Here is a 19,484-nt window from a genome sequence, read left to right on the forward strand (position 1 = left end):
CCGAGGGGGCGCGGGGCCGCGTGCCCGGCCCCCGCCCGGTGCCGGGAGCGCGGCTCGGCGGCCCGCGGCGCGCGGTTCCGGGCGCGCTCTCTGCAGAGGAGCCGCATGCGCCCCCACACTGGACAGTGTGGACAACGCGAAGAATCCCACCGCACCCTGGTGGCGCAGTGCCGTCATCTACCAGGTCTACATCCGCAGCTTCGCCGACGGGAACGGCGACGGCGTCGGCGACCTGGCGGGCCTGCGGTCCCGCCTGCCGTATCTGCGGGATCTGGGCGTGGACGCCATCTGGATCACCCCCTGGTACCGCTCCCCCATGGCGGACCACGGCTACGACGTGGCGGACTACCGGGACATCGACCCGCTGTTCGGCTCGCTGCCCGAGGCCGTCGAGCTGATCCGGGAGGCCCACGGCCTCGGGCTGCGCGTCATCCCCGACATGGTGCCCAACCACACCTCCGACCAGCACGAATGGTTCCGGGCCGCGCTCGCCGCCGGGCCCGGCAGCCCCGAGCGGCACCGCTACGTCTTCCGCCGCGGGCGCGGCGAGGACGGCTCCGAGCCCCCGAACAACTGGCAGTCGGTCTTCGGCGGCCCGGCCTGGACCCGGATCGTCGAACCCGACGGCCGCCCGGGGGAGTGGTACCTGCACCTCTTCGCCCCGCAGCAGCCCGACCTCAACTGGCACTGCCCCGAGGTGCGCGAGGAATTCGAGGCGGTGCTGCGGTTCTGGCTGGCGCGCGGCGTGGACGGCTTCCGCATCGACGTGGCGCACGGGCTGGTCAAGCACCCGGAGCTGCCCGACCTGCCGGAGATGCCGGACGCCCCCGACGGCCGGCCGCCCGCCACCGCCGGCCCCGGCATCGCCGTCGACACCGGCGGCACCGCCGAATTCACCGAGCGGCCCGCGGCCCACGGCGCCGTGCCCACCCCTGAGGAACATGCCGGGCACCCGCACTGGGACCGCGACGAGGTGCACGAGATCTACCGGGGCTGGCGCCGGGTCGCCGACGAGTTCCCGGGCGAACGGGCGTTCGTCGCCGAGGCATGGGTGGACAGCCCGCAGCGGCTGGCCGCCTACCTGCGCCGCGAACACCTCCACACCGCCTTCAACTTCGACTTCCTGATGTCCAGCTGGGACGCCCGCGACATGCGGCAGGTCATCGACACCACCCTGGACACCCTGGGCACGGTCGGCGCGCCCGCCACCTGGGTGCTGTCCAACCACGACGTGGTGCGCCACCCCAGCCGCTTCGGCCGCCCGGCCGCCCGCTGGCTGCCCGGGGAGAGCTACCACACCAAGGGACCGCTCGACCTGCCGCTGGGCCTGCGCAGGGCGCGCGCCGCCGCGCTGCTCATGCTGGCGCTGCCCGGCGGCGCGTACATCTACCAGGGGGAGGAACTCGGCCTCGCCGAGGTGGAGGACCTTCCCGAGGAGGTGCTCCAGGACCCGATCTGGGAACGCTCCGGCCACACCGACCGCGGCCGGGACGGCTGCCGGGTGCCCCTCCCGTGGTCCGGGACAAAGCCGCCGTTCGGCTTCAGCCCGGAGGACGCGAGCGCCCCGCCCTGGCTGCCGCAGCCGGCCGCCTGGAAGGAACTCACCGTGGAGAAGCAGACCGGCAACGCCACGGCCATGCTGGAGCTGTACCGGCGGGCACTGGCGGTGCGGCGCGAGCACCCGGCGCTGGGGGACGGCACGCTGAAGTGGCTGGAGGAGCCGGAGGAGGTGCTGGCGTTCGTGCGCGAGCCCGGATTCGGCTGCGTGGTCAACCTCTCCGGCACCGCCTGCCCGGTGCCGGAGCACCGCCGCGTGCTGCTGGCCAGCGGTCCGCTCCACGAGGGCCGCCTCCCCCCGGACACCGCCCTGTGGTACGAACGCTGAGGCCCGCCGATGACCGCCGGCCCCGCTCACGGCTCACGGCTCACCCCGCGCCAGGGCGTCACCTCGGGCGGCGGGCCGGGGGCGGGGTCAGTGGGGGTGGGCGGTGGAGGGCCAGGGCGCGCGTCCGTCGCCGATGGTGCGCAGCAGGGCCAGCCGCCCGGCCGCATCGCTGCCCGGCGGCGGGGTGAGCACCACCAGCCGCTGCCCCGCCTCCGGCGCCAGCAGCGTCTCGCAGTCCAGCACCACCGGCCCGATCAGCGGATGCAGCACCCGCACCCGGGCGGGCCGCCGGAGATCCGTCTCGGGCGGCCGTTCCCACAGCCGGGAGAACTCCTCACTCGCCGTGCGCAGCCGCCGCACCAGCCGCACCGCCGCCGGGTCGTCCGCCGGACGGCGGGCCACCGCGGCCCGCAGCTCGGCCACATGCAGCCGGCTGTAGAAGTCGTGCTCCTCGCGCGGATGGACCCGCCGGGTGTCCGGGTCGGAGAACCACCTCCAGACCAGGTTGCGGCCGTGCTCGGAGCCGGCGTGCACCTGGCCCAGCAGCGTGCCGGCCATGGTGTTCTGCGCCAGCACGTCGCCCAGATCGCCCAGCACCCGGCCCGGGGTGTCGGAGAGCCGGTCCAGCAGATGCTGCAGCCCCGGGCTGACGTGGTCGGCGGCCTGCGGCCCGTCCGGCGGACGGTGCCCGGCCAGCAGATAGAGCCGGTCCCGCTCGTCCTCGGTCATGCGCAGCGCGCGGGCCAGCGAGGCCAGCACCCGGGGTGAGGGCTGCGGACCGCGCGCCTGCTCCAGCCGGATGTAGTTCTCGGCGGACATGCCCGCCAGCCGGGAGACCTCCTCGCGCCGCAGCCCGGGGGTACGGCGCCGGGGGCCGGACGGCAGGCCCGCCTCGTGCGGACGCAGCCGTTCGCGGGAACGGCGCAGATAATCGGCCAGCTCGCGGCGGTCCATGGGCATGGCGCCATCATGGCCGGTCGGCCGCGGGTGACGCATCTCTCAAAAGCCGTATGCGTTTGGCACCGCCCGCCGGCCTGCTGCACGATGGCCTGCCGCCGATGCGCCCGGCGGCACGCACGCGCGTCCGGGCAGCGGGCGTGGCGGCGTGGCGGCGTGGCGGCGTGGCGGTGGAGCGGCGGGGCACGGGAAGCGGGGCCGGTATGACGGAGGAGCAGTGGGCGCTGCTGGCGCGCTGCGCGGTGGAGTTCGAGCCGGGGGATCCGCCGCGCACCGGGCGGCTCGCCTTCTGGTGCCCGGGGGGTGCGCTCCCCGAGGGACTCGCGGACCGATCGGCCGTTCCGGCCGCCGAGCCCGGCACCGCCCGGCCGGCCGCGGGGGACGGCGACGCGGTCCGGGACGTTCCTGTCCTCCGGCTGCCGGTCGCCGACGCCCTGCCGGCCCTGCTCCATGCCCGCCGCCACTGGCCCGAGGGGCGTGACGTCGGCGCCGGAAGCGCCGTGAGGGCCGCCGGTGAGCGGCCCGCCGTGCATCCCGCGGCGGCGTTCTGGGGCTCGGCCGCCGGCCTGGCCCTGCATCTGGTCGCCCGCCGCCGCCTGCTGCCCGGCGTCTCACCGGCCGGCTACGACGCCTGGCGGGCCGGTCCGCTGGACGCCGAGGACGCCCGCCGTCTGCACCAACTCGCCGCCGCCGCACCGCCCGAGGTGCACGCCCTGCTGTCCCGGGAACCTGCTGCCACCGCTGCCACCGCCACCGTCGGCGGCCCGGCACCGCTGCTGCGCCGCTTCCTGGACGCGGTGGCCGACACCCTGCCCCGCGATGCCGCCGCCACCGGCACCTTTGCCGCGCACAAGCCCCAGTACGTCCCGCAGTTGCGTGCCTGGGCCGAGCAGATCGCGGCCGGGATCGACTCCGGCCTGCGGCTGCTGCTCCGGCTCCGGCTCACCGCACGCCCCGGCCGGCCCGGGGAGTGGACCGTGCACCTGGTGCCCCGGGTCTACTCCCTCGCCGACCCCTCCCTGATCGCCGACGCGGCCACGGTGTGTGCCGACGACCCGGGCCCCCGCCGTTCCAGGGGCCGTGCCGCCCGCCACCCGCTGGGCCCCACCGCCCGCGCCGAGACGGTCCGCGAACTGCGTCGCGCCGCCGGGCTGTGGAAGCCGCTGGACCGGCTGCCCGCCGCGCCCGGCCCGCTGCGGCTCTCCGGCCAGGACGCCGGCGACCTGCTCGCCTGGGCCGCGCCCCGGCTGCGGGCACACGGCGTGGACGTCGAGATCCCGGAGGACCTCGGCCGTCTCCGCTCCGACACGGTGGAGGTCGGCGCGGGCCGCACCCCGCCCGCGCCCGGTGCCCCGGGCCGGGCCGGCGCGCAGGGCTTCTTCGGCGACGACGGCACCGTGCCGGTGCGCTGGCTGCTCCGCCCCGACTCCGGCCGCGACGGCAGCCGCGACGACACCCCGCTGACGGCCGAGGAGACCGCCGCGCTGACCCGGGCCGCCGGACCGGTGGTCCTGGTGCGCGGCCGCCGCACCCTGATCGACGGGCAGGCCGCCCGCCGTGCCGCCGAGCCCGATCTGCCGCCGCTGCGCGCCATCGACGCCCTGACCGCCGCACTCACCGGATATGTCACGGTCGGCCGGTCCCAGGTGGCCGCCGCGCCCGGCCCCTGGCTCACCGCCCTCCGCCGCCGCCTCACCGAGCCCGAGGCAGCCGATGCCGAGGCCGCCGCCGGCGGACTGCCCGGCCAGCCCGACGGGCTGGCCGCCACCCTGCGCGACTACCAGATCCGCGGCGTGCGCTGGCTGCACCGCCTCACCTCTCTCGGCCTCGGCGGCTGCCTGGCCGACGACATGGGTCTGGGCAAGACCATCCAGCTCATCGCCCTGCACCTGTTCCGCCAGGAGCATCCGGCCACCGCCGGGCCGACCCTGGTGGTGTGCCCGGCCTCGCTGCTGGGCAACTGGGAGCGGGAGATCCGGCGTTTCGCCCCGGGCACTCCGGTCCGCCGCTACCACGGCACCCGGCGCAGCCTGGAGGGCGTGGCCGGGGGCGGATTCGTGCTGACCACCTACGGCACCATGCGGCAGGACGTGGGCCGGCTCGCCGCCCACCCCCGCTGGGGCATGGTGGTCGCCGACGAGGCGCAGCACGCCAAGAACCCGCGCTCGGAAACCGCCCGCGCGCTGCGCCGCATCCCGGGCGGGGTGCGGATCGCGCTCACCGGCACCCCGGTGGAGAACAACCTCATCGAACTGTGGTCGATCCTGGACTGGACGACCCCCGGGCTGCTCGGCTCCCTCGGCCGGTTCCGCACCCGCTTCGCCGCCCCCATCGCCGGCGCGGCCGCCCGTACCCCGGCCGCGGGGCAGGCAGGACAGCCGGGCGGTGCCGGGAACCCGGGAGAAGCGGGAGACGCCGGTGACGCCGGTGACGCCGGAGACGGGGGCGAGGACCCCGGCGGGTCCGGGGCCGGGTCCGGCGAGGCGGCGCGGCGGCGCCTGGCCGAACTGGTCCGCCCGTTCGTGCTGCGCCGCCGGAAGTCCGATCCGGGCATCGCCCCCGAACTGCCGCCCAAGACCGAGATCGACCGCCCGGTGGCGCTCACCGCCGAACAGGCCGCGCTCTACCGCCGGCACACCGGCACCCTGCTGGCCGGAATCGGGGAGGCCGAGGGCATTGCCCGCAGCGGCCTGGTACTCAAGCTGCTCACCGGCCTGAAGCAGATCTGCAACCACCCGGCCCAGTACCTGGGGGCCGAGGACGGCGGGCAGCGGCTGGCGGGCCGCTCCGGCAAGCTGGATCTGCTGGACGAACTGCTGGACACCATCCTGGCCGAGGACGGTGCCGCCCTGGTGTTCACCCAGTACGTGGCCATGGGGGGGCTGCTGGAACGTCATCTGCGGAACAGGCGCATCCCGGTGCGGTTCCTGCACGGCGGCACGCCGGTGCCGCGCCGGGAGGAGATGGTGCACCTGTTCCAGGACGGCGAGGTACCGGTCTTCCTGCTCTCGCTCCGGGCCGCCGGCACGGGCCTCAACCTCACCCGGGCCGACCACGTCATCCACTATGACCGATGGTGGAACCCGGCTGTGGAGGAGCAGGCCACCGACCGGGCCCATCGCATCGGCCAGACCAGGCCGGTGCAGGTGCACCGGATGATCGCGGAGGGCACGGTGGAGGAGCGGATCGCCGAGCTGCTGGCCGCCAAGCGCGGACTCGCCGATGCCGTGCTCTCCTCCGGCGAGCGGGCGTTCACCGAGCTGACCAACGACGAACTCGCCGCCCTCGTCGAACTCCGCGGCCAGGACTGACCCCGCGTCCCGGCCCGCCCGCCCCGCCGCCCCGCCCAGAACACCTCAGCACCTCAGCACCTCAGTACCTCAGCAGCTCAGCAGCTCAGCCCCGTGACCTCACCACCGACGCCAGGACGGAAACCACAGCCAGATGCTTCTCCACCCCGGCCCGGCCGACGACGACGGCGGCCCGTCGTCCGTCCGCCCGCGCGGCTTTCCCGCCTTCCCGGCCCGCAAGGGCGGCCAGACCCGGGGCCGCGGTGCCTGGGCGCGGGCCTGGAGCCGGGCCCTGGAGGGGGCCGCGCTGGACCAGGAGTCGCTGGCGCGCGGCCGGTCCGTGGCCCGGGCCGGGCGGATCGGCCCGGTCACGGTGAGTGCGGGCCGGATCGCGGCCCAGGTCAACGACGGCGGGGACGGACCGTACGGCACCGTGCTGACCCTGCGGCTGCTGACCGGTGCGGAGTGGGAACGGCTCTGGGACGAAACCGCGGGGCGGCAGTCCGCGCTGGAGGCCATGCTGTCCGCTTCCTCCGGCGGGCCGCCCCCGGAGCTGCTGGAGGTGGCGGACGAGTGCGGGGTGCCGCTGCTGCCGGACCACCGGGATCTGGAGTCGGAGTGCGGGTGCGGCGCCCCCGGCCTGTCCTGCGGGCATGCCGCCGGGCTCGGCTATCAGACGGCCTGGCTGCTGGACCGGGAGCCGGAGCTGATGCTGCTGCTGCGCGGCCGGGAGCCGGACCGGGCCCGCTCGGAGCTGAAGAACGCCGTGCTCCGCACCGCCCTCGCCACCGCCACCACCGCCGCCGAGGACTCCGAGGACTCCGAGGACGCCGGGGACGGCCGCGGGGCCGCCGCCCGGGCCGCCGCCGGAGGCCGGGACCGGGAACGGCGGCAGGGCGCACCCGCGCCCGGGGCCGGGAAGCAGCAGGAGCAGCCGGCCGGGACGGCCCGCCGCCGGCGGACGCGGTCCCAGCAGCCCGTGCCGTCCCCCTCGCCCGCGTTGCCCCCGTTGCCCCCGTTGCCGTCGCTTCCCGAGGTCCCGTCCCTCGCCCCGGAGGACGAGGACGATCCGCACGCCCGGCTGGCGGCCCATGCCGCCGAGCGGGCCCGCCTGCTGCTCAGCCGCGCGCTCGGCCTGGACTGAAGGCTACGATACCCCCGGGGGCATAAGGGGGCTTGTGCCGGAACCGCGAGGAAGGACGGACCGTCATGGAGCTGCCCATGACCGCCGACGAGAGGAAGTCCGTGGTGAACCGGCTGCGCCGGGCGCAGGGCCAGATCGCCGGGATCATCCGGATGATCGAGGAGGGCCGCGACTGCGAGGACGTGGTCACCCAGCTCTCGGCCGCGTCCCGGGCCCTGGACCGGGCCGGGTTCGCGATCATCGCCTCCGGGCTCCAGCACTGCATGAGCGAGCAGGACCCGCTCCTCGCCGGTGACCGCGAGGAGACGCGCAGCCGTCTGGAGAAGCTTTTCCTCTCCCTGGCCTGATGCGGCGCGTCCGCGCGCCGGCCGCGGTTCAGCGCTGCCCGGACAGCGCCTGCCCCATGGCCGCCAGCACGGACGGCGCGACGCGGTAGTACACCCAGGTGCCGCGCCGTTCGGCGGTGAGCAGCCCGGCCTCGCGCAGCTTCTTCAGATGGTGGCTGACGGTGGGCTGCGAGACCCCGACGTCCGAGATGTCGCAGACGCATGCCTCCCCGTCCTTGTGCGAGGCGACGAGCGAGAACAGCCGCAGCCGCACCGGGTCGCCGAGTGCCTTGAACATCACGGCGGTGCGTTCGGCCTCGGCCGGGGTCAGCGGGCGTTCGGTCAGCGGCGGGCAGCAGGGAACCGCCCCGGTCTCGCCGGGGGAGTCCAGCACGGTCAGCAGCTCACGTTTCGACATGCATCTATTTTGTCACACATCGAACTAAGAAGTCATCCCTTGCCGCCGTCTCCGTCCCCGCGGCCTGTCCCGGCCTCCCCGGCGTCCGCCCCCTTCCCCGCGTCCGCGTCCGCGTCGGTCCCGTCGTCGTCCGGTGACCCCAGCCCTCCGTGCCGGCTGTCCGCGACGATCGCGAACAACGCCGCCGCGAACGGCACGGCCAGCAGCGCCCCCAGAATCCCGGCGACCCCGGCCCCGCCGGCGATGGCGAGCATCACCACCGTCGGATGCAGGGACACGGTACGGCTCTGGATCACCGGCTGGAGGAAGTTGCCCTCGATCTGCTGGACGGCGAGCACCACCGCCAGGGTCCACACGGCGATGGCCAGCCCGCGGTCGGCGAAGGCCACCAGTACGGCCACCGTCCCGGAGAGAAACGCGCCCACGAACGGCACATAGGCGCCCAGGAACACCAGGACGGCCAGCCCCACCGCCCCCGGCACCTGCAGGATCAGCAGCCCGATCAGGATGAAGACGGAGTCGATCACCGCCACCATCGTCGTGCCGCGCATGTAGCCGGCCATCGCCGCGTAAGCGGTGCGGGCCAGGGCCAGCAGCCGCCCGCCGTACGGCTCGGGCAGCGAGGCGACCAGCGCCGGGAAGCGGTGGCCGTCGCGCAGCAGGAAGAACGTCAGCACCAGCGCCAGCACCCCGCCGGTCACGATCTGGGCGGCCAGGCTCAGCCCGGTCACCAGGCCCTGGGAGAAGGCGCCGGAGAACCGCTGGGCGAGATCGCTGAGCCCCAGCGCGCCCTGCTCGGCGACCTCCCCGGGCAGGAGGTTCCCGAACTGGTCGGACAGCTCCCGGCCGGCCTCCTCCACCGCCGCGGCGATGTCCCCGGCCTGGTCCATCAGCGCCTTGACGAACAGATACCCCCCGCCCGCGATGGCCACCAGCAGCACCACCGTGGTGAGGGCCGCGGCCAGCGCCCGGTGCAGTCCCATCCGGTGCAGCCGCTCGGACAGCGGATGCAGCAGCGCCACGCCCAGCAGGGAGACGATCAGCGGCACCACCGCGAACCGCAGCATGACACAGAGCCACACCACCCCCGCCGCCACCGCCCCGACCAGCAGCAGGGCCGCGCTCCACAGCGCGGCCGTGCGCAGAGCCGGTGGCAGGTCCTGTTGTCCTGGCGGCGCGGCACTCATGCGGGCAGCTTGCCAGCCATCCGCCCGCTCTGCACCTTATGTCCTTCCCGGTGGTGTCACTTGACGGACCTCAGGAGGTGCCGGCCCCGGCCGCCCGCTTCTTCTCCTGCTTGTACGCCCGCACCCTGGCCAGCGACTCCGGTCCGGTGATGTCCGCCACGGAGCGGTAGGAGCCCTCCTCGCCGTATGCGCCGGCCGCCTCCCGCCAGCCCTCGGGCGTCACACCGAACCGCTTGCCCAGCAGCGCCGTGAAGATCTGCGCCTTCTGCTTGCCGAAGCCGGGCAGCTCGTTGAGCCGCCGCAGCAGCTCCCGGCCGTCCGCCGCGTCCCGCCAGACGGCGGCCGCGTCCCCGCCGTAGTGGTCCACCAGGAACTGGCAGAGCTGCTGCACCCGCTTGGCCATCGAGCCGGGGTAGCGGTGCACGGCGGGCTTCTCCGACAGCAGCGCGGCGAACTCCTCCGGGTCGCGGGCCGCGATCTCGTGCGCGTCCAGATCGTCCGCGCCCATGCGCACGGCGATGGTGTACGGCCCGGTGAACGCCCACTCCATGGGGATCTGCTGGTCCAGCAGCATCCCCACCAGCGCCGCCAGCGGGCTGCGCCCCAGCAGTTCATCGGCCTCCGGCTGCTGCGCCAGCCGGACAGTGTGCTGTTCCATGCCCCGATCATCACCGTCCGCCCCGCGCACCGCACGCCGACCTGCCGCACCGGCGGCTACCCCCGGTGCGGCGGCGTGCACCGCCCGCGCCGCCTGCGGCAGTAGTAGCCGCTGCCCGCGCAGTGCCAGCAGCGGTGCCCGCCGGGCACGCTTTCCGGCGCGCCGATGTCGGGCAGATACAGCGTCGCCCGGTACTCCTGTCCCTGGCCGCCGCATGCCTGGCACACCACGTGCGGACCCTCGCACTCCGCCTGCTGGCCGTTCCGGTCCGGGTCCGAGCCCTCACCCACACAGCTACTCTCCCACCCCGCCGCGCACCCCGCCGCGCCCGCTGGCGGGGCCACCGGCGCAGGGCCACGATGAAAAGGGCGGAAAGGACGGAAAGGGCCTGCTCCACCACCGGCGAACCGAGGAGGCCGGCCATGAAGGCTGTGCGGATGACGGGCTGGCAGAGCCCGCCGGAGATCGTCGATCTCCCGGTGCCCGAGCCCGGCCCCGGCCAGGTCCTGGTCAGAATCGCCGGCGCCGGGGTGTGCCACAGTGATCTTCATGTGCTCGACTGGCCGCCCGGCTCCCTGCCCTACCGGCTGCCCTTCACCCTCGGCCACGAGAACTCCGGCTGGGTCGCCGCGCTCGGCCCCGGCACCGAGGACGCCCGGCTGAGCGAGGGCGACGCGGTGCTGGTCTACGGCCCGTGGGGCTGCGGCGTCTGCTCCTCCTGCGCCCGTGGCGCCGAGAACTACTGCCGCCGGGCCGCCGAGATCCCGGCCGCGGGCGGCGGACTCGGCCTGGACGGCGGGATGGCCGCCTACATGCTCGTGCCCTCGCCGCGGCTGCTGGTGCCGATCGGCGGGCTGGAACCGCGCACCGCGGCGCCCCTCACGGACGCCGCGCTCACCCCGTACCACGCCATCAAGCGGAGCCTGCACCGTCTGGTGCCGGGCACCACGGCCGTGGTCATCGGCGCCGGGGGCCTCGGCCAGGCGGCGGTCCAGCTGCTCAAGGCGCTGTCCCCGGCCCAGGTCATCGCCGTGGACATCGCCGCCGGGAAGCTCAAACTCGCCGAACAGGCCGGCGCGGACCACGGCGTCCCGGCGGGCGAGGAGGCCGCCGGGCGCATCCGCGAACTCTCCGGCGGACTCGGCGCCGCCCTGGTGGTGGACTGCGTCGGCGCCGACTCCACCATGGCCACCGCCGCGGCGGCCGCGGCGGTGGAGTCCGACATCGCCGTCATCGGCCTGGCCGGCGGCAGCCTCGGCATCCGCTTCGGCACCGTCCCCTTCGAGGCGTCCGTCTTCATCCCCTACTGGGGCACCCGCCCGGAACTGGCCGAGGTCGCCGCCCTCGCCCGGGCCGGCCTGCTCGACCTGCACGTCGAGACCTTTCCGCTCACCCAGGCCCTCGACGTCTACGACCGCCTCCGCCACGGCCACATCAACGGCCGCGCCGTCCTCCTCCCCGAACCCTGACCCGCCCTGCCCGGCGTCGACCGCCGAGGCGGCGGCCCGGCGAACTCCGCGCTGCCGTCTCCGGACGCGGCGGTGGGCCGGTGCGCCGGCCCGCGGGCGCTCCGAGCGGCTCAGACGGTGGAGGTGTCCGGGAGCCGTGCGGTCGGACGCCACATCCACCCGCAGAGCAGCACGGATTCGTGCGGCCTCCAGTCGGCTGCCTGGACTCGGACGGAGGCGGGGTGCGGCGATGCAGGTGCCTGGTGGTCGGCTGCGACGGCCGGCTGAGTGATCCAGATCAGCGTCCCGACGAGTCCCGCCGCGACAGCCCACCGTGCCGCCCGGTCGTTCGCGCGCCTCATCCCATCTCCAGGAATCAAAGGGGACAACCGGAGTGTGATCATCCGGTTGTTCTGCAGTGTACGCCCCCGGTACTCCGCCAGTACTCCGCCATGTGAGGTCAAGCGTACAACGACCGTGTCACTCCTGTAGGTTACTGGTGCACAGATGAACAGAGGTGGTCACCGGTATCGGCAGGAGTGCACGCAGCTGCGGCCTGGCCGGGTGGGCTGGAGCAGGTGCCGCGGCCCGGGTCCGTGAGACGACTGCATTCAGGAAGAAGGGGAAGCCTCGCTGTCAGGAGCCGGCGGAGCCAACGTGAGCCGCCGCAGTGCCTCCTGTGCCGCCGCTGCGATCTTCGGCAGATGGATGCGGTCGGCAACTTCTTTGGCCGCCTTGAGATGACCGGCGGCTGCCGCGAAGCGGCCCATGGCGACCTCCGTCTGACCGAGCCCGAAGAGTGCGAGCGCCTCCTCGGTGGCCGCGCCGATGGCGCGGGCCAGGTCACGGGCTTCACGGTGATTCCGATGCGCCTGCTCGTACCGGCCCAGGGCGTACTGCGCGGAGGCCAGCCCGGTGAGGGTGTTGGCGATGTTGCGGCGGTCGTTGATGCGGCGGAACGCGGCCAGGCTCTCCGTGAACAGAGGCACGGCCGACTCGGCGTCTCCGCAGTCGGTGAGCAGCCCGGCGAGATTGCCCCGGGCCACTGCTTCCTCCAGGCGGTTACCGATCGACCTCGCTGTGGCGAGAGACTCCTCCACGGCACGACGAGCGCGTTCCGGGTGGCCCAGTGCCGCGTGGACTCCGGCAAGGTTGTCCATGGCCTTGGTCACGGCGAGAAGATCACCGAGCCGCCGGAACTCGTCGATCGCCGATTCGAAGTGCTCCAGGGCCCGGCCGAACTCCCCCATCGCGCAGTAGGAGAGGGCCACATTGTGCTGCGCGCTGGTCCGTTCCCATTCGTCGCCCGTCCGCTCGTGCAGGCGGAGCGCTTCCTGATGGAAAGCAAGGGCCTGTTCGTTGCGGCCCAGATGCCAGTTCAGGGTGCCAAGTGCGCGAAGAGCCGCCCCCACCACGACGGGGTCACCGGTGTCGCGGGCAATGTCCAGCGCCTGCCGGCAGACGGATTCCGCCCCCGCGTAGCGTCCGGTCCCGGAGTGCGCCGCTGCGAGGTTCAGCAGGGCAAGACACAGCGCCGTCCGCCTGCCGGTGCGCGACCAGTGCTCCACGGCATGCTGGTGCATTGCGTCGGTGTCCACCCACTGGCATTCGGCGTCGAGGAAGCCGGATATGGCGTGGCTCAGCAGGGCGGCTCGCTCAGCAGCACCTGCGGAGCGCGCGTACCGTTCCGTCGCCACAAGATTCGACCGTTCCGTGGTGAACCACGAACTTGCCTGACCGGGGCTGTCCAGGGACGGCAGGGGCCAGGGGGCCGCTGTGGATCTCCTCGCGAGGCGCGGGCGGCGGGGGTGCAGCAGCCGGTCGGCCCGTTCGGAGGCCAGGAGGTAGAAGTCCACCAGGCGGTCGAGGGCTTCGCGCTGCTGGTCGGAACCGTCCTCCGTGTCGGCCTGATGGCGGGCGAAGCGCCGGAGCAGCGCGTGAAAGCGGTATCGATCCGGCGCCGGCTCCTGCAGCAGATGCCGCTGCAGCAGTTCCTCCAGAAGCCGCTCGGCAGAGGCAAGAGAGCAATCCAGTAATGCCGCGACCGCATGAGGGCCGAACTCCGTGCCGAGGTGCAGGGAGATACGGCGGAATCCCGATCTCTGGTTGCTCGTGAGATCCCGGTAGGAGAGCTGGAAAGCCCGTGCCAGGTTCCGGTCCGAGTCGCGGATCTCCCGGAGGCGGCCGGGCTCGGCCTCCAGGCGCCGCCGCAGGGTGCTCAGGCTCCAGGACGGATGGTCCCCAAAACGGTTCGCGACGATTTCCACCGCCAGGGGGAGATTGCCGCACAGCTCCACGATCTGCCCGAGCTCCTGGGTGTCGCGGGCACGCTCCTCGTCGGTGAACGACCGGAACAGCCGCACGGAGTCGGTGAGCGGCATGGTGCCCAGAGTCATCTGCCGGGCGCCGGGCAGACCGGGGAGGCTTCGCTGGCTGGTGATGATGAGCAGCGCGGGCGTGGCGGGCGGAAGCAGGGGACGGACCTGCTCACTGCCGCCCGCGTCGTCCATGATGACGACTGCTCGGTGGCGGGAGATCACGGACCACCACAGTTCCTTGCGCTGTTCGAGGTCCGAGGGGATCGTCTCGACGCCGAACATCTGAAGCAGGCGGGCAAGCGCCGGCCCGGTGTCGAGCGGGTACTGGCAGACGTCCGCATGCGCGCGGAGATCCAGGTACAGCTGGCCGTCCGGGAAGCGGTCGCGCAATCTGTCGGCGGCGTTGTACGCGAGGGCGGTCTTGCCGACCCCGGCCATCCCGACCAGCACGATGGGCGGCAGAGCGGCGGAGTCCCGGGACGCGGAGTCGACCAGGTTCATCAGCTGGCGCATCTCCGACTCCCGGCCTATGAGCGGGCTGTGGCGTGGCAGGTTGTACAGAGGCTTCGTACCGGGACTGCTGAGCACCGTCGTGCCACGGGGCAGAGGCGCCAGGACGTCCTCCGCGGGTGCGCGTTCCAGGATCAGCCGGTGAATGCGCTCCAGCTCTCCGTCCGGCTGTCCTCCGCCGGGATGCGGGACGGTTCGCCGGGTGACGTTGTACAGATGCAGGGCGTCCGTGCGCCGCCCGCACGCGTAGTAGGCGGTCATCAGGTAGCCGACCAGCGTCTCGTCGGCGGGCCGCTCCGCGACCAGTTCGGTCAGCTCGGCGATGAGTTCGGGGAATCGGTGGAGCGCGAGCTCGACTCCCATGCGTTTGGCGGTCTCCGCCCTGCGCCGTGCGGCCATCATGTCGCGCTCGGGCCAGGAACCGCCCAGGCCGAGGAGCGGCTCGCCCGGCCACAGCCGGTCGGCCTCACGCCACCGGGCGGCCGCCTCCTCCGCCCGGCCGGCCACGGCCAGGGACTCCGCCCTCCTGCACAATGACAGGAACCGGTGCCAGTCCACGGTCTCGGGTGCTGCGTCGAGCATGTAGCCGGGCGGCTGCTTGATGACCGCCGCTCCGGCTTCTGCCGGCCTGCCGCCCATGCTGCGGATGATTCCGCGGAGCCGTGAGACGTGTGAGTGCAGGTTCTGCTGGGTGCTGGGCGTCAGCCGCCCGTCCCAGAGCCGGTCCATCAGAGCATCGACGGAGACGGGTCTGCCGATCTTCAGGGCCAGATGGGCCAGCAGACGGCGTTCCAGATCGCCGCGAAGGCGTGACTGACGGCTGTGTGCGGTGATGTGTACGGGGCCCAGGATGTGGAATTCCACCAGCGCTTCCCCTCGCCGGCTGAATCCTTCGACGTCCTTTGACAACGCTGAGCATGACAGTTCTGCCCGATGTTGCAAGGGGTGAAGTCCGGAAATGGCCGGTTTTGTTTGTGCGCACATCGGGGTAAGCGATGCGTGACTGCACGTGCAGAAAGTTGTCGGTGTAGCCGGCATGCAGACGTGTGGGACGCGTGTTGCCGTTGTGGGAAACGCGGGGGGCGGAGATGGAATCTCACACGAATGCGATCGGCGGTTCTGCCAGGGTCTATGGGCACAGCGTGCAGGCCGGGCAGGTGCAGGGCGGGATTCACTTCCATGCGGAGAAAAAACCTCCGCTTCCGGTCCCCCGGCAACTTCCGCGGGTGCCCGCGCATTTCGTCGGCCGGGAACGGGATCTGGCCGTTCTGGACGGCCTGGAGGCCGGGCGCGCCGGGTCCGGGACGGCACCGCTGGTGGTGGTGAGCGGGCCCGGCGGGGTGGGCAAGACCGCGCTGGCGTCGTGCTGGCTGCGCAGCCGCTCCGAGGAGTTTCCGGACGGTCAGCTCTACACCGACCTGCTGGGCCATTCGGCCGGCGGGCAGGCGCTGTGGACGGAGGCCATGGGGCAGTTCCTGCGGGCGCTGGGCGTCACGCAGGTGCCCTCCGAGCCGGCGGAGCGGGTGGCGCTGTGGCGGTCGGTGACGGCGCCGCTGCGGCTGGCGGTGCTGCTGGACAACGCCTTCTCCGCAGCCCAGGTCAGGCCGCTGCTGCTCGGCGGCCAGGGCTCCCTGGTGGCGGTGACCAGCCGGTACCGGCTGACCGGCCTGGGGCCGGACGGGGCCGGCTTCCACCAGCTCGGCCCGCTGGCGGTGGAGGACGCGGTGGCCCTGCTGTCCCGCGGCATCGGCCCGGAGCGGGTGCGCCGGGAGCCGGCCGAGGCCCGGCGGGTGGTGGCGCTGTGCGCCGGCCTCCCGCTCGCCGTCTGCCTGGCAGCGGCCCGCCTGGCCTCCCGGCCCCGGCAGCCGGTGCGGGCCATGGCCAGGGCACTGGAGCGGGAGGCGGAACGCCTCAGCACGCTGGCGGTGGAGGGAGACAGCGCCGTGCGGGCCGCGCTGGACGAGTCCTATGCGGTGCTCGGCCCGGACACCGCGCGGCTCTACCGGCTGCTGGGCCTGCTGCCCGTGCGGGTGTTCGAGACGGGTCTGGCCGCCGCGGTCGGTGCCCTGGCGTTCGCGGAGGCGGAACGGCTGATCGACGCGCTCGTCGAGGGCAGCCTGGTGGAGGACGCGGAAGCCGGCGTCTTCCGGTTCCACGATCTTGTGCGGCTGCATGCCGCTGAGCGGTGCGAGGCCGAGGAACCCGGCCCACGGCGGGACGAGGCGCTGCGCCGGGCGGCGGACTGGTATCTGGCCACCGCCACCGCCGCGCAGCGGCTGCTCACACCGGCGCAGGCCACCATGGAGCGGACGTACCGTTACCCGCCGCAGGAGCCGCCCGCCTTCGAGGACGAGAGCGCTGCGCTGGGCTGGCTGGACGCCCGCCGGGCGGATCTGCTCGGCGTGGTGCGGATGGCGGCGGACCGGGGCTGGGACGACAGCGCGTGGATGCTCGTCGACGCGCTGTGGCCGCTGTTCCAGCGGCTGCGGTACTACGAGCTGTGGATCGAGGCCCACCGGCTGGGGCTGTCGGCGGCCCGCCGGGCCGGGCGGCGGGCGGGCGCGCGGCGGATGCTCACCTCGGGTGCGATCGGCCTGAGCGCGGCGGGCCGGCTGGACGACGCCATCGCCTGGTACCAGGAGGCGCTGCGCGACGCGCGGGAGAGCAACCACGCCCGGGACGAGGGGCAGTCGCTTCTCGGCCTGGGAGCCTGCCACCGGGAGGCCGGACGCCCCGCCGAGGCGGTCCCGTACCTGAGGCGGGCGGTGGCGGTGTGGGAGGGCGCGGGGTATCCGCGGGGGGCCGCACTGGCCCGGATCGTGCTGGGGGAACTGGCGGAGCTGGGCGGGGAGATCCGCACCGCGCTGGGACACTACCGGGCGGCCCGCGATGCGCTGGCGGAACTGCCGGAGCCGTACGAGACCGCCCGGGCACAGGCGTTTCTCGGCCGGGCCCTTGCCGCGGCCGGGCAGGCGGAAGAGGGCCTGGCCCTGCTCGGCCAGGCCCTCACGGTGTTCGAGGAGACCGGTGCCACCCACTGGCAGGCCCGGACGCTGGAAATGCTCGGCGAGAGTGCCGAGCGCTCCCCGGGTGCCGGGCGGCGGACGGCGCGTGGCCACTACGAACGGTCGCTCGCCCTGTTCACCTCCTACAGCGCCGACGACGCGGAACGGGTCCGGGAACGGCTGGCCCGGCTCGGTCCGGACACTCCGGGTGTTCCGGACAGCCCGGATGGCCCTGGGGTTCCGGATGGTCCGCGCGGGCCGGAGGCCGACTGATCCGGGACAGCTCGGACAGCTCGCGGCCCGTGGTCAGCCAGCCGTGCAGGCAGGAGACCACCAGCGGATCCGGCGGAACGTCCGGCGCACAGCGCAGCAGGAGCGGAGCGCCGCCGGGCACCGCCGCCATCCAGCCGCCGGGGCAGCCGTGGCCGCCGTCCGCCGCCAGCGGCACGGCCATCACCCGGCAGCCGCGGTGCCGGGCGAGGACCGTCGCCAGATCCCGGACCGCCTCGGCCGGGGACCGCGGCCGGCTGCCGTAGAGCACGTCGGCGCAGGCCAGCCAGCGGTCGCAGGCACAGCGGTCGGCGTCCACGGCCAGATGCTCGTCCAGGACCGTGGCCGGGACGGGGGCGGAGCGCCCGGCCTGTCCCGCCCACGCCCGGTACCGGCCGTGGGAGGTTTCCAGCAGAACTCCGAACACCGCTCCGCCGCCCGCGGCCCGGGCCCCGGCTGGGGCGCCGCCGGCAGTGGACCGGACATGGCACCAGGTGCGGTGCGCCGGGTGCTGGTGCCCCCTCATGCCGTGGCCTCCCCGCTCCTGGGCGGCCGGCCGGCGGCCGCCCAGGCGTCCAGGGACGGCGGCAGCGGCAGCGGCTCGGCCTCGACCGGATGGGCCGGTTCGCCCAGCCCGAGGGTGCGGTAGAGCAGCCGCCGCATGTTCCGGCCGAACCGTCCCGGCTCGGAGCTGATGCGTGCCGCGATCGGCCGGTAGCGCTCCGGCCGGTACTCCGCCCGGGCGTGCCGGAGCTGCTCGGTCAGCGGACACGAGGGTGTCAGCGCGGGTGCCGTGTGTGCCAGCTCGGCAGCCGCCGCGTGCGGGTTGATCTCCTGGACCGGGGAGGCGGCCAGCAGCATCGGACGCCCGGTCAGCGTGGCGTAGACCGTCACGCTGCCGTGGTCGCCCACGATCCAGTCGGCCGCGATCAGCACCGGCCGCCAGTCGTCCTCCGGCGGGACGACGGCGCCGCCGCGCCGCCGGAGCTGCCGCAGCCAGGCCCGCAGCTGGTACGGGCCGTGTACCGCCCAGGCGTTGGGATGGATCAGCACCGCGACCCGGTACCTGTCCGCCGGGAGCTCGGTCAGCAGGCGGGGCAGCAGCGCCTCGATCCGGGCAAAGGAGGAGCACGGGCCCCAGGTGGAGGGCAGGACCACGAGCTTCTGGCCCGGCAGCAGCCCCAGGGCGCGGCGGTAGGCCCGCCGCCGCCGCAGGCTGTGGGCGATCCGGTCGCGGACCGGATCACCGACCACGGTGGCCGCCGGCAGGGCCTCGGGACAGCTCCGGGCCAGCAGGTCCAGGTCGTCCCGGTGCGGCAGGGCCACCGCGGCCGGCGGACGGCCGCCGGGCAGCAGGATGTCCTCGGGGCACAGCCCGGGCACCCGCAGCCCGTGTCCGCCGCGCCTGCGTTTCTGGAAGCCGGCACCGTGCGGCATGGTGATCACCGGCGCGCGCACGGCGTCCAGGCCGGTCGGGCCGGCCGCCAGCGCCAGGTCGAAGTCGGTGCGCACGGCCCGTTCCCAGGGCAGCACGGAAATCCCGAGGCCGTGCGCGAGGCGTGCCAGGCCGTCCCCCAGGTCGTGCGGCGGAGCGCTGAAGTGCACCTGGACCCTCAGGTCCGTCTCCACCAGCGGCAGCACTTCACAGACCCGCTGGAAGAAAGTGACGGTGGGCACCACGGCGAGCACGTTCTTGCGCCCGGTCAGAGTGAGCCGCTGCCGGGGCGGTGAATGCGGTTGTCGGTCTTCCTTCGGTATGCCGGTCGCCGGCATGTCTTCCCCCATGTGGTGTGTACGGTCCGGGCCCTCGGCAAGGGCTGGCGTACACGTGCGCGTCCCCCTGCCGCGGCCGTCCGGAGAACCGGACTCGGGGGTGATGCCCGTGGAGCCGGGCAAGAGTCTTGCCCGGACCTTGACGGAACCTTGTCCGCTCCGGGCAGCAGAGGCCCACAGGGCGCGCGGTGACGTGCGGGGGGCGCGCGGGGGGCAGCGCCCGGCGACGCGGCGGAGACGGGGCGGCGGGGTGCGCCGCCACAGGAACGCGCGGCCTGGGCCGGGGGCCGGGGCC

The 19,484-nt window shown here is 74.2% G+C and carries 13 protein-coding genes; 6 read left to right on the forward strand and 7 right to left on the reverse strand.

The genetic code is table 11. The features are described 5' to 3' along the window. Nucleotides 1-127 precede the first annotated feature (127 nt). On the forward strand, nucleotides 128-1,885 hold the full coding sequence (locus GQS09_RS18770; RefSeq protein ID WP_165987762.1) for a glycoside hydrolase family 13 protein: 1,758 nt from the start codon (nucleotides 128-130) through the stop codon (nucleotides 1,883-1,885). Nucleotides 1,886-1,972: 87 nt separating this feature from the next. Here GQS09_RS18770 and GQS09_RS18775 read toward each other — a convergent pair whose 3' ends face one another. Continuing rightward, nucleotides 1,973-2,845 carry a helix-turn-helix transcriptional regulator gene (locus tag GQS09_RS18775; protein ID WP_165987763.1) on the reverse strand — a complete coding sequence of 291 codons (873 nt, stop codon included), beginning with the start codon at nucleotides 2,843-2,845 and terminating at the stop codon, nucleotides 1,973-1,975. Between the two features lie 200 nt (nucleotides 2,846-3,045). Here GQS09_RS18775 and GQS09_RS18780 point away from each other — a divergent pair, with 200 nt between their 5' ends. From GQS09_RS18780 to GQS09_RS18790, 3 genes are all read left to right on the forward strand, one after another. Continuing rightward, nucleotides 3,046-6,153, forward strand: a complete 3,108-nt coding sequence (locus GQS09_RS18780; protein ID WP_165987765.1) for an SNF2-related protein — start codon at nucleotides 3,046-3,048, stop codon at nucleotides 6,151-6,153. A 133-nt stretch (nucleotides 6,154-6,286) separates the two neighbouring features. Then, nucleotides 6,287-7,276 carry a hypothetical protein gene (locus tag GQS09_RS18785; RefSeq protein WP_165987767.1) on the forward strand — a complete coding sequence of 330 codons (990 nt, stop codon included), beginning with the start codon at nucleotides 6,287-6,289 and terminating at the stop codon, nucleotides 7,274-7,276. A gap of 65 nt (nucleotides 7,277-7,341) precedes the next feature. Next, nucleotides 7,342-7,623, forward strand: a complete 282-nt coding sequence (locus tag GQS09_RS18790) for a metal-sensitive transcriptional regulator (RefSeq protein ID WP_165987769.1) — start codon at nucleotides 7,342-7,344, stop codon at nucleotides 7,621-7,623. Between the two features lie 28 nt (nucleotides 7,624-7,651). Here the strand turns inward: GQS09_RS18790 and GQS09_RS18795 are convergent, their stop codons facing one another. The 4 genes from GQS09_RS18795 to GQS09_RS18810 form a co-directional block, all read right to left on the reverse strand. Next, nucleotides 7,652-8,020 carry a helix-turn-helix transcriptional regulator gene (locus GQS09_RS18795; protein WP_165987771.1) on the reverse strand — a complete coding sequence of 123 codons (369 nt, stop codon included), beginning with the start codon at nucleotides 8,018-8,020 and terminating at the stop codon, nucleotides 7,652-7,654. A gap of 32 nt (nucleotides 8,021-8,052) precedes the next feature. Next, on the reverse strand, nucleotides 8,053-9,207 hold the full coding sequence (locus GQS09_RS18800) for an AI-2E family transporter (protein ID WP_165987772.1): 1,155 nt from the start codon (nucleotides 9,205-9,207) through the stop codon (nucleotides 8,053-8,055). 70 nt (nucleotides 9,208-9,277) lie between these two features. After that, nucleotides 9,278-9,865, reverse strand: a complete 588-nt coding sequence (locus GQS09_RS18805; protein WP_165987774.1) for an HhH-GPD-type base excision DNA repair protein — start codon at nucleotides 9,863-9,865, stop codon at nucleotides 9,278-9,280. 56 nt (nucleotides 9,866-9,921) lie between these two features. After that, nucleotides 9,922-10,155 carry a hypothetical protein gene (locus GQS09_RS18810; RefSeq protein ID WP_165987776.1) on the reverse strand — a complete coding sequence of 78 codons (234 nt, stop codon included), beginning with the start codon at nucleotides 10,153-10,155 and terminating at the stop codon, nucleotides 9,922-9,924. A gap of 132 nt (nucleotides 10,156-10,287) precedes the next feature. Here GQS09_RS18810 and GQS09_RS18815 point away from each other — a divergent pair, with 132 nt between their 5' ends. Next, nucleotides 10,288-11,334: an NAD(P)-dependent alcohol dehydrogenase gene (locus GQS09_RS18815; RefSeq protein ID WP_165987778.1), complete on the forward strand. Its 1,047-nt coding sequence runs from the start codon at nucleotides 10,288-10,290 to the stop codon at nucleotides 11,332-11,334. 590 nt (nucleotides 11,335-11,924) lie between these two features. Here GQS09_RS18815 and GQS09_RS18820 read toward each other — a convergent pair. After that, on the reverse strand, nucleotides 11,925-15,179 hold the full coding sequence (locus GQS09_RS18820; protein WP_165987780.1) for a tetratricopeptide repeat protein: 3,255 nt from the start codon (nucleotides 15,177-15,179) through the stop codon (nucleotides 11,925-11,927). A 188-nt stretch (nucleotides 15,180-15,367) separates the two neighbouring features. Here GQS09_RS18820 and GQS09_RS30435 point away from each other — a divergent pair, with 188 nt between their 5' ends. Continuing rightward, entirely contained in the window at nucleotides 15,368-17,419 is a 2,052-nt protein-coding gene (locus GQS09_RS30435) for a tetratricopeptide repeat protein (RefSeq protein ID WP_313896211.1), read from the forward strand. Nucleotides 17,420-17,938: 519 nt separating this feature from the next. Here GQS09_RS30435 and GQS09_RS18830 read toward each other — a convergent pair. Then, a complete protein-coding gene (locus tag GQS09_RS18830) occupies nucleotides 17,939-19,093 on the reverse strand; it encodes a hypothetical protein (protein ID WP_313896212.1) in 1,155 nt (384 codons plus the stop codon). Nucleotides 19,094-19,484 lie beyond the last annotated feature (391 nt).

Origin of the sequence: Streptomyces sp. YIM 98790 (genome assembly GCF_011421595.1) — a bacterium.
In the GTDB taxonomy this organism is placed as follows: Bacteria; Actinomycetota; Actinomycetes; order Streptomycetales; family Streptomycetaceae; genus Streptomyces.

Coding starts and splice junctions, on each gene's coding strand:
- GQS09_RS18805 (WP_165987774.1), bottom strand. CDS start 9,865: ATGGAACAGCACACTGTCCGGCTGGCGCAGCAGCCGGAGGCCGATGAA.
- GQS09_RS18790 (WP_165987769.1), top strand. CDS start 7,342: ATGGAGCTGCCCATGACCGCCGACGAGAGGAAGTCCGTGGTGAACCGG.
- GQS09_RS18780 (WP_165987765.1), top strand. CDS start 3,046: ATGACGGAGGAGCAGTGGGCGCTGCTGGCGCGCTGCGCGGTGGAGTTC.
- GQS09_RS18815 (WP_165987778.1), top strand. CDS start 10,288: ATGAAGGCTGTGCGGATGACGGGCTGGCAGAGCCCGCCGGAGATCGTC.
- GQS09_RS18775 (WP_165987763.1), bottom strand. CDS start 2,845: ATGCCCATGGACCGCCGCGAGCTGGCCGATTATCTGCGCCGTTCCCGC.
- GQS09_RS18785 (WP_165987767.1), top strand. CDS start 6,287: ATGCTTCTCCACCCCGGCCCGGCCGACGACGACGGCGGCCCGTCGTCC.
- GQS09_RS18795 (WP_165987771.1), bottom strand. CDS start 8,020: ATGTCGAAACGTGAGCTGCTGACCGTGCTGGACTCCCCCGGCGAGACC.
- GQS09_RS18800 (WP_165987772.1), bottom strand. CDS start 9,207: ATGAGTGCCGCGCCGCCAGGACAACAGGACCTGCCACCGGCTCTGCGC.
- GQS09_RS18820 (WP_165987780.1), bottom strand. CDS start 15,179: ATGCCGGCTACACCGACAACTTTCTGCACGTGCAGTCACGCATCGCTT.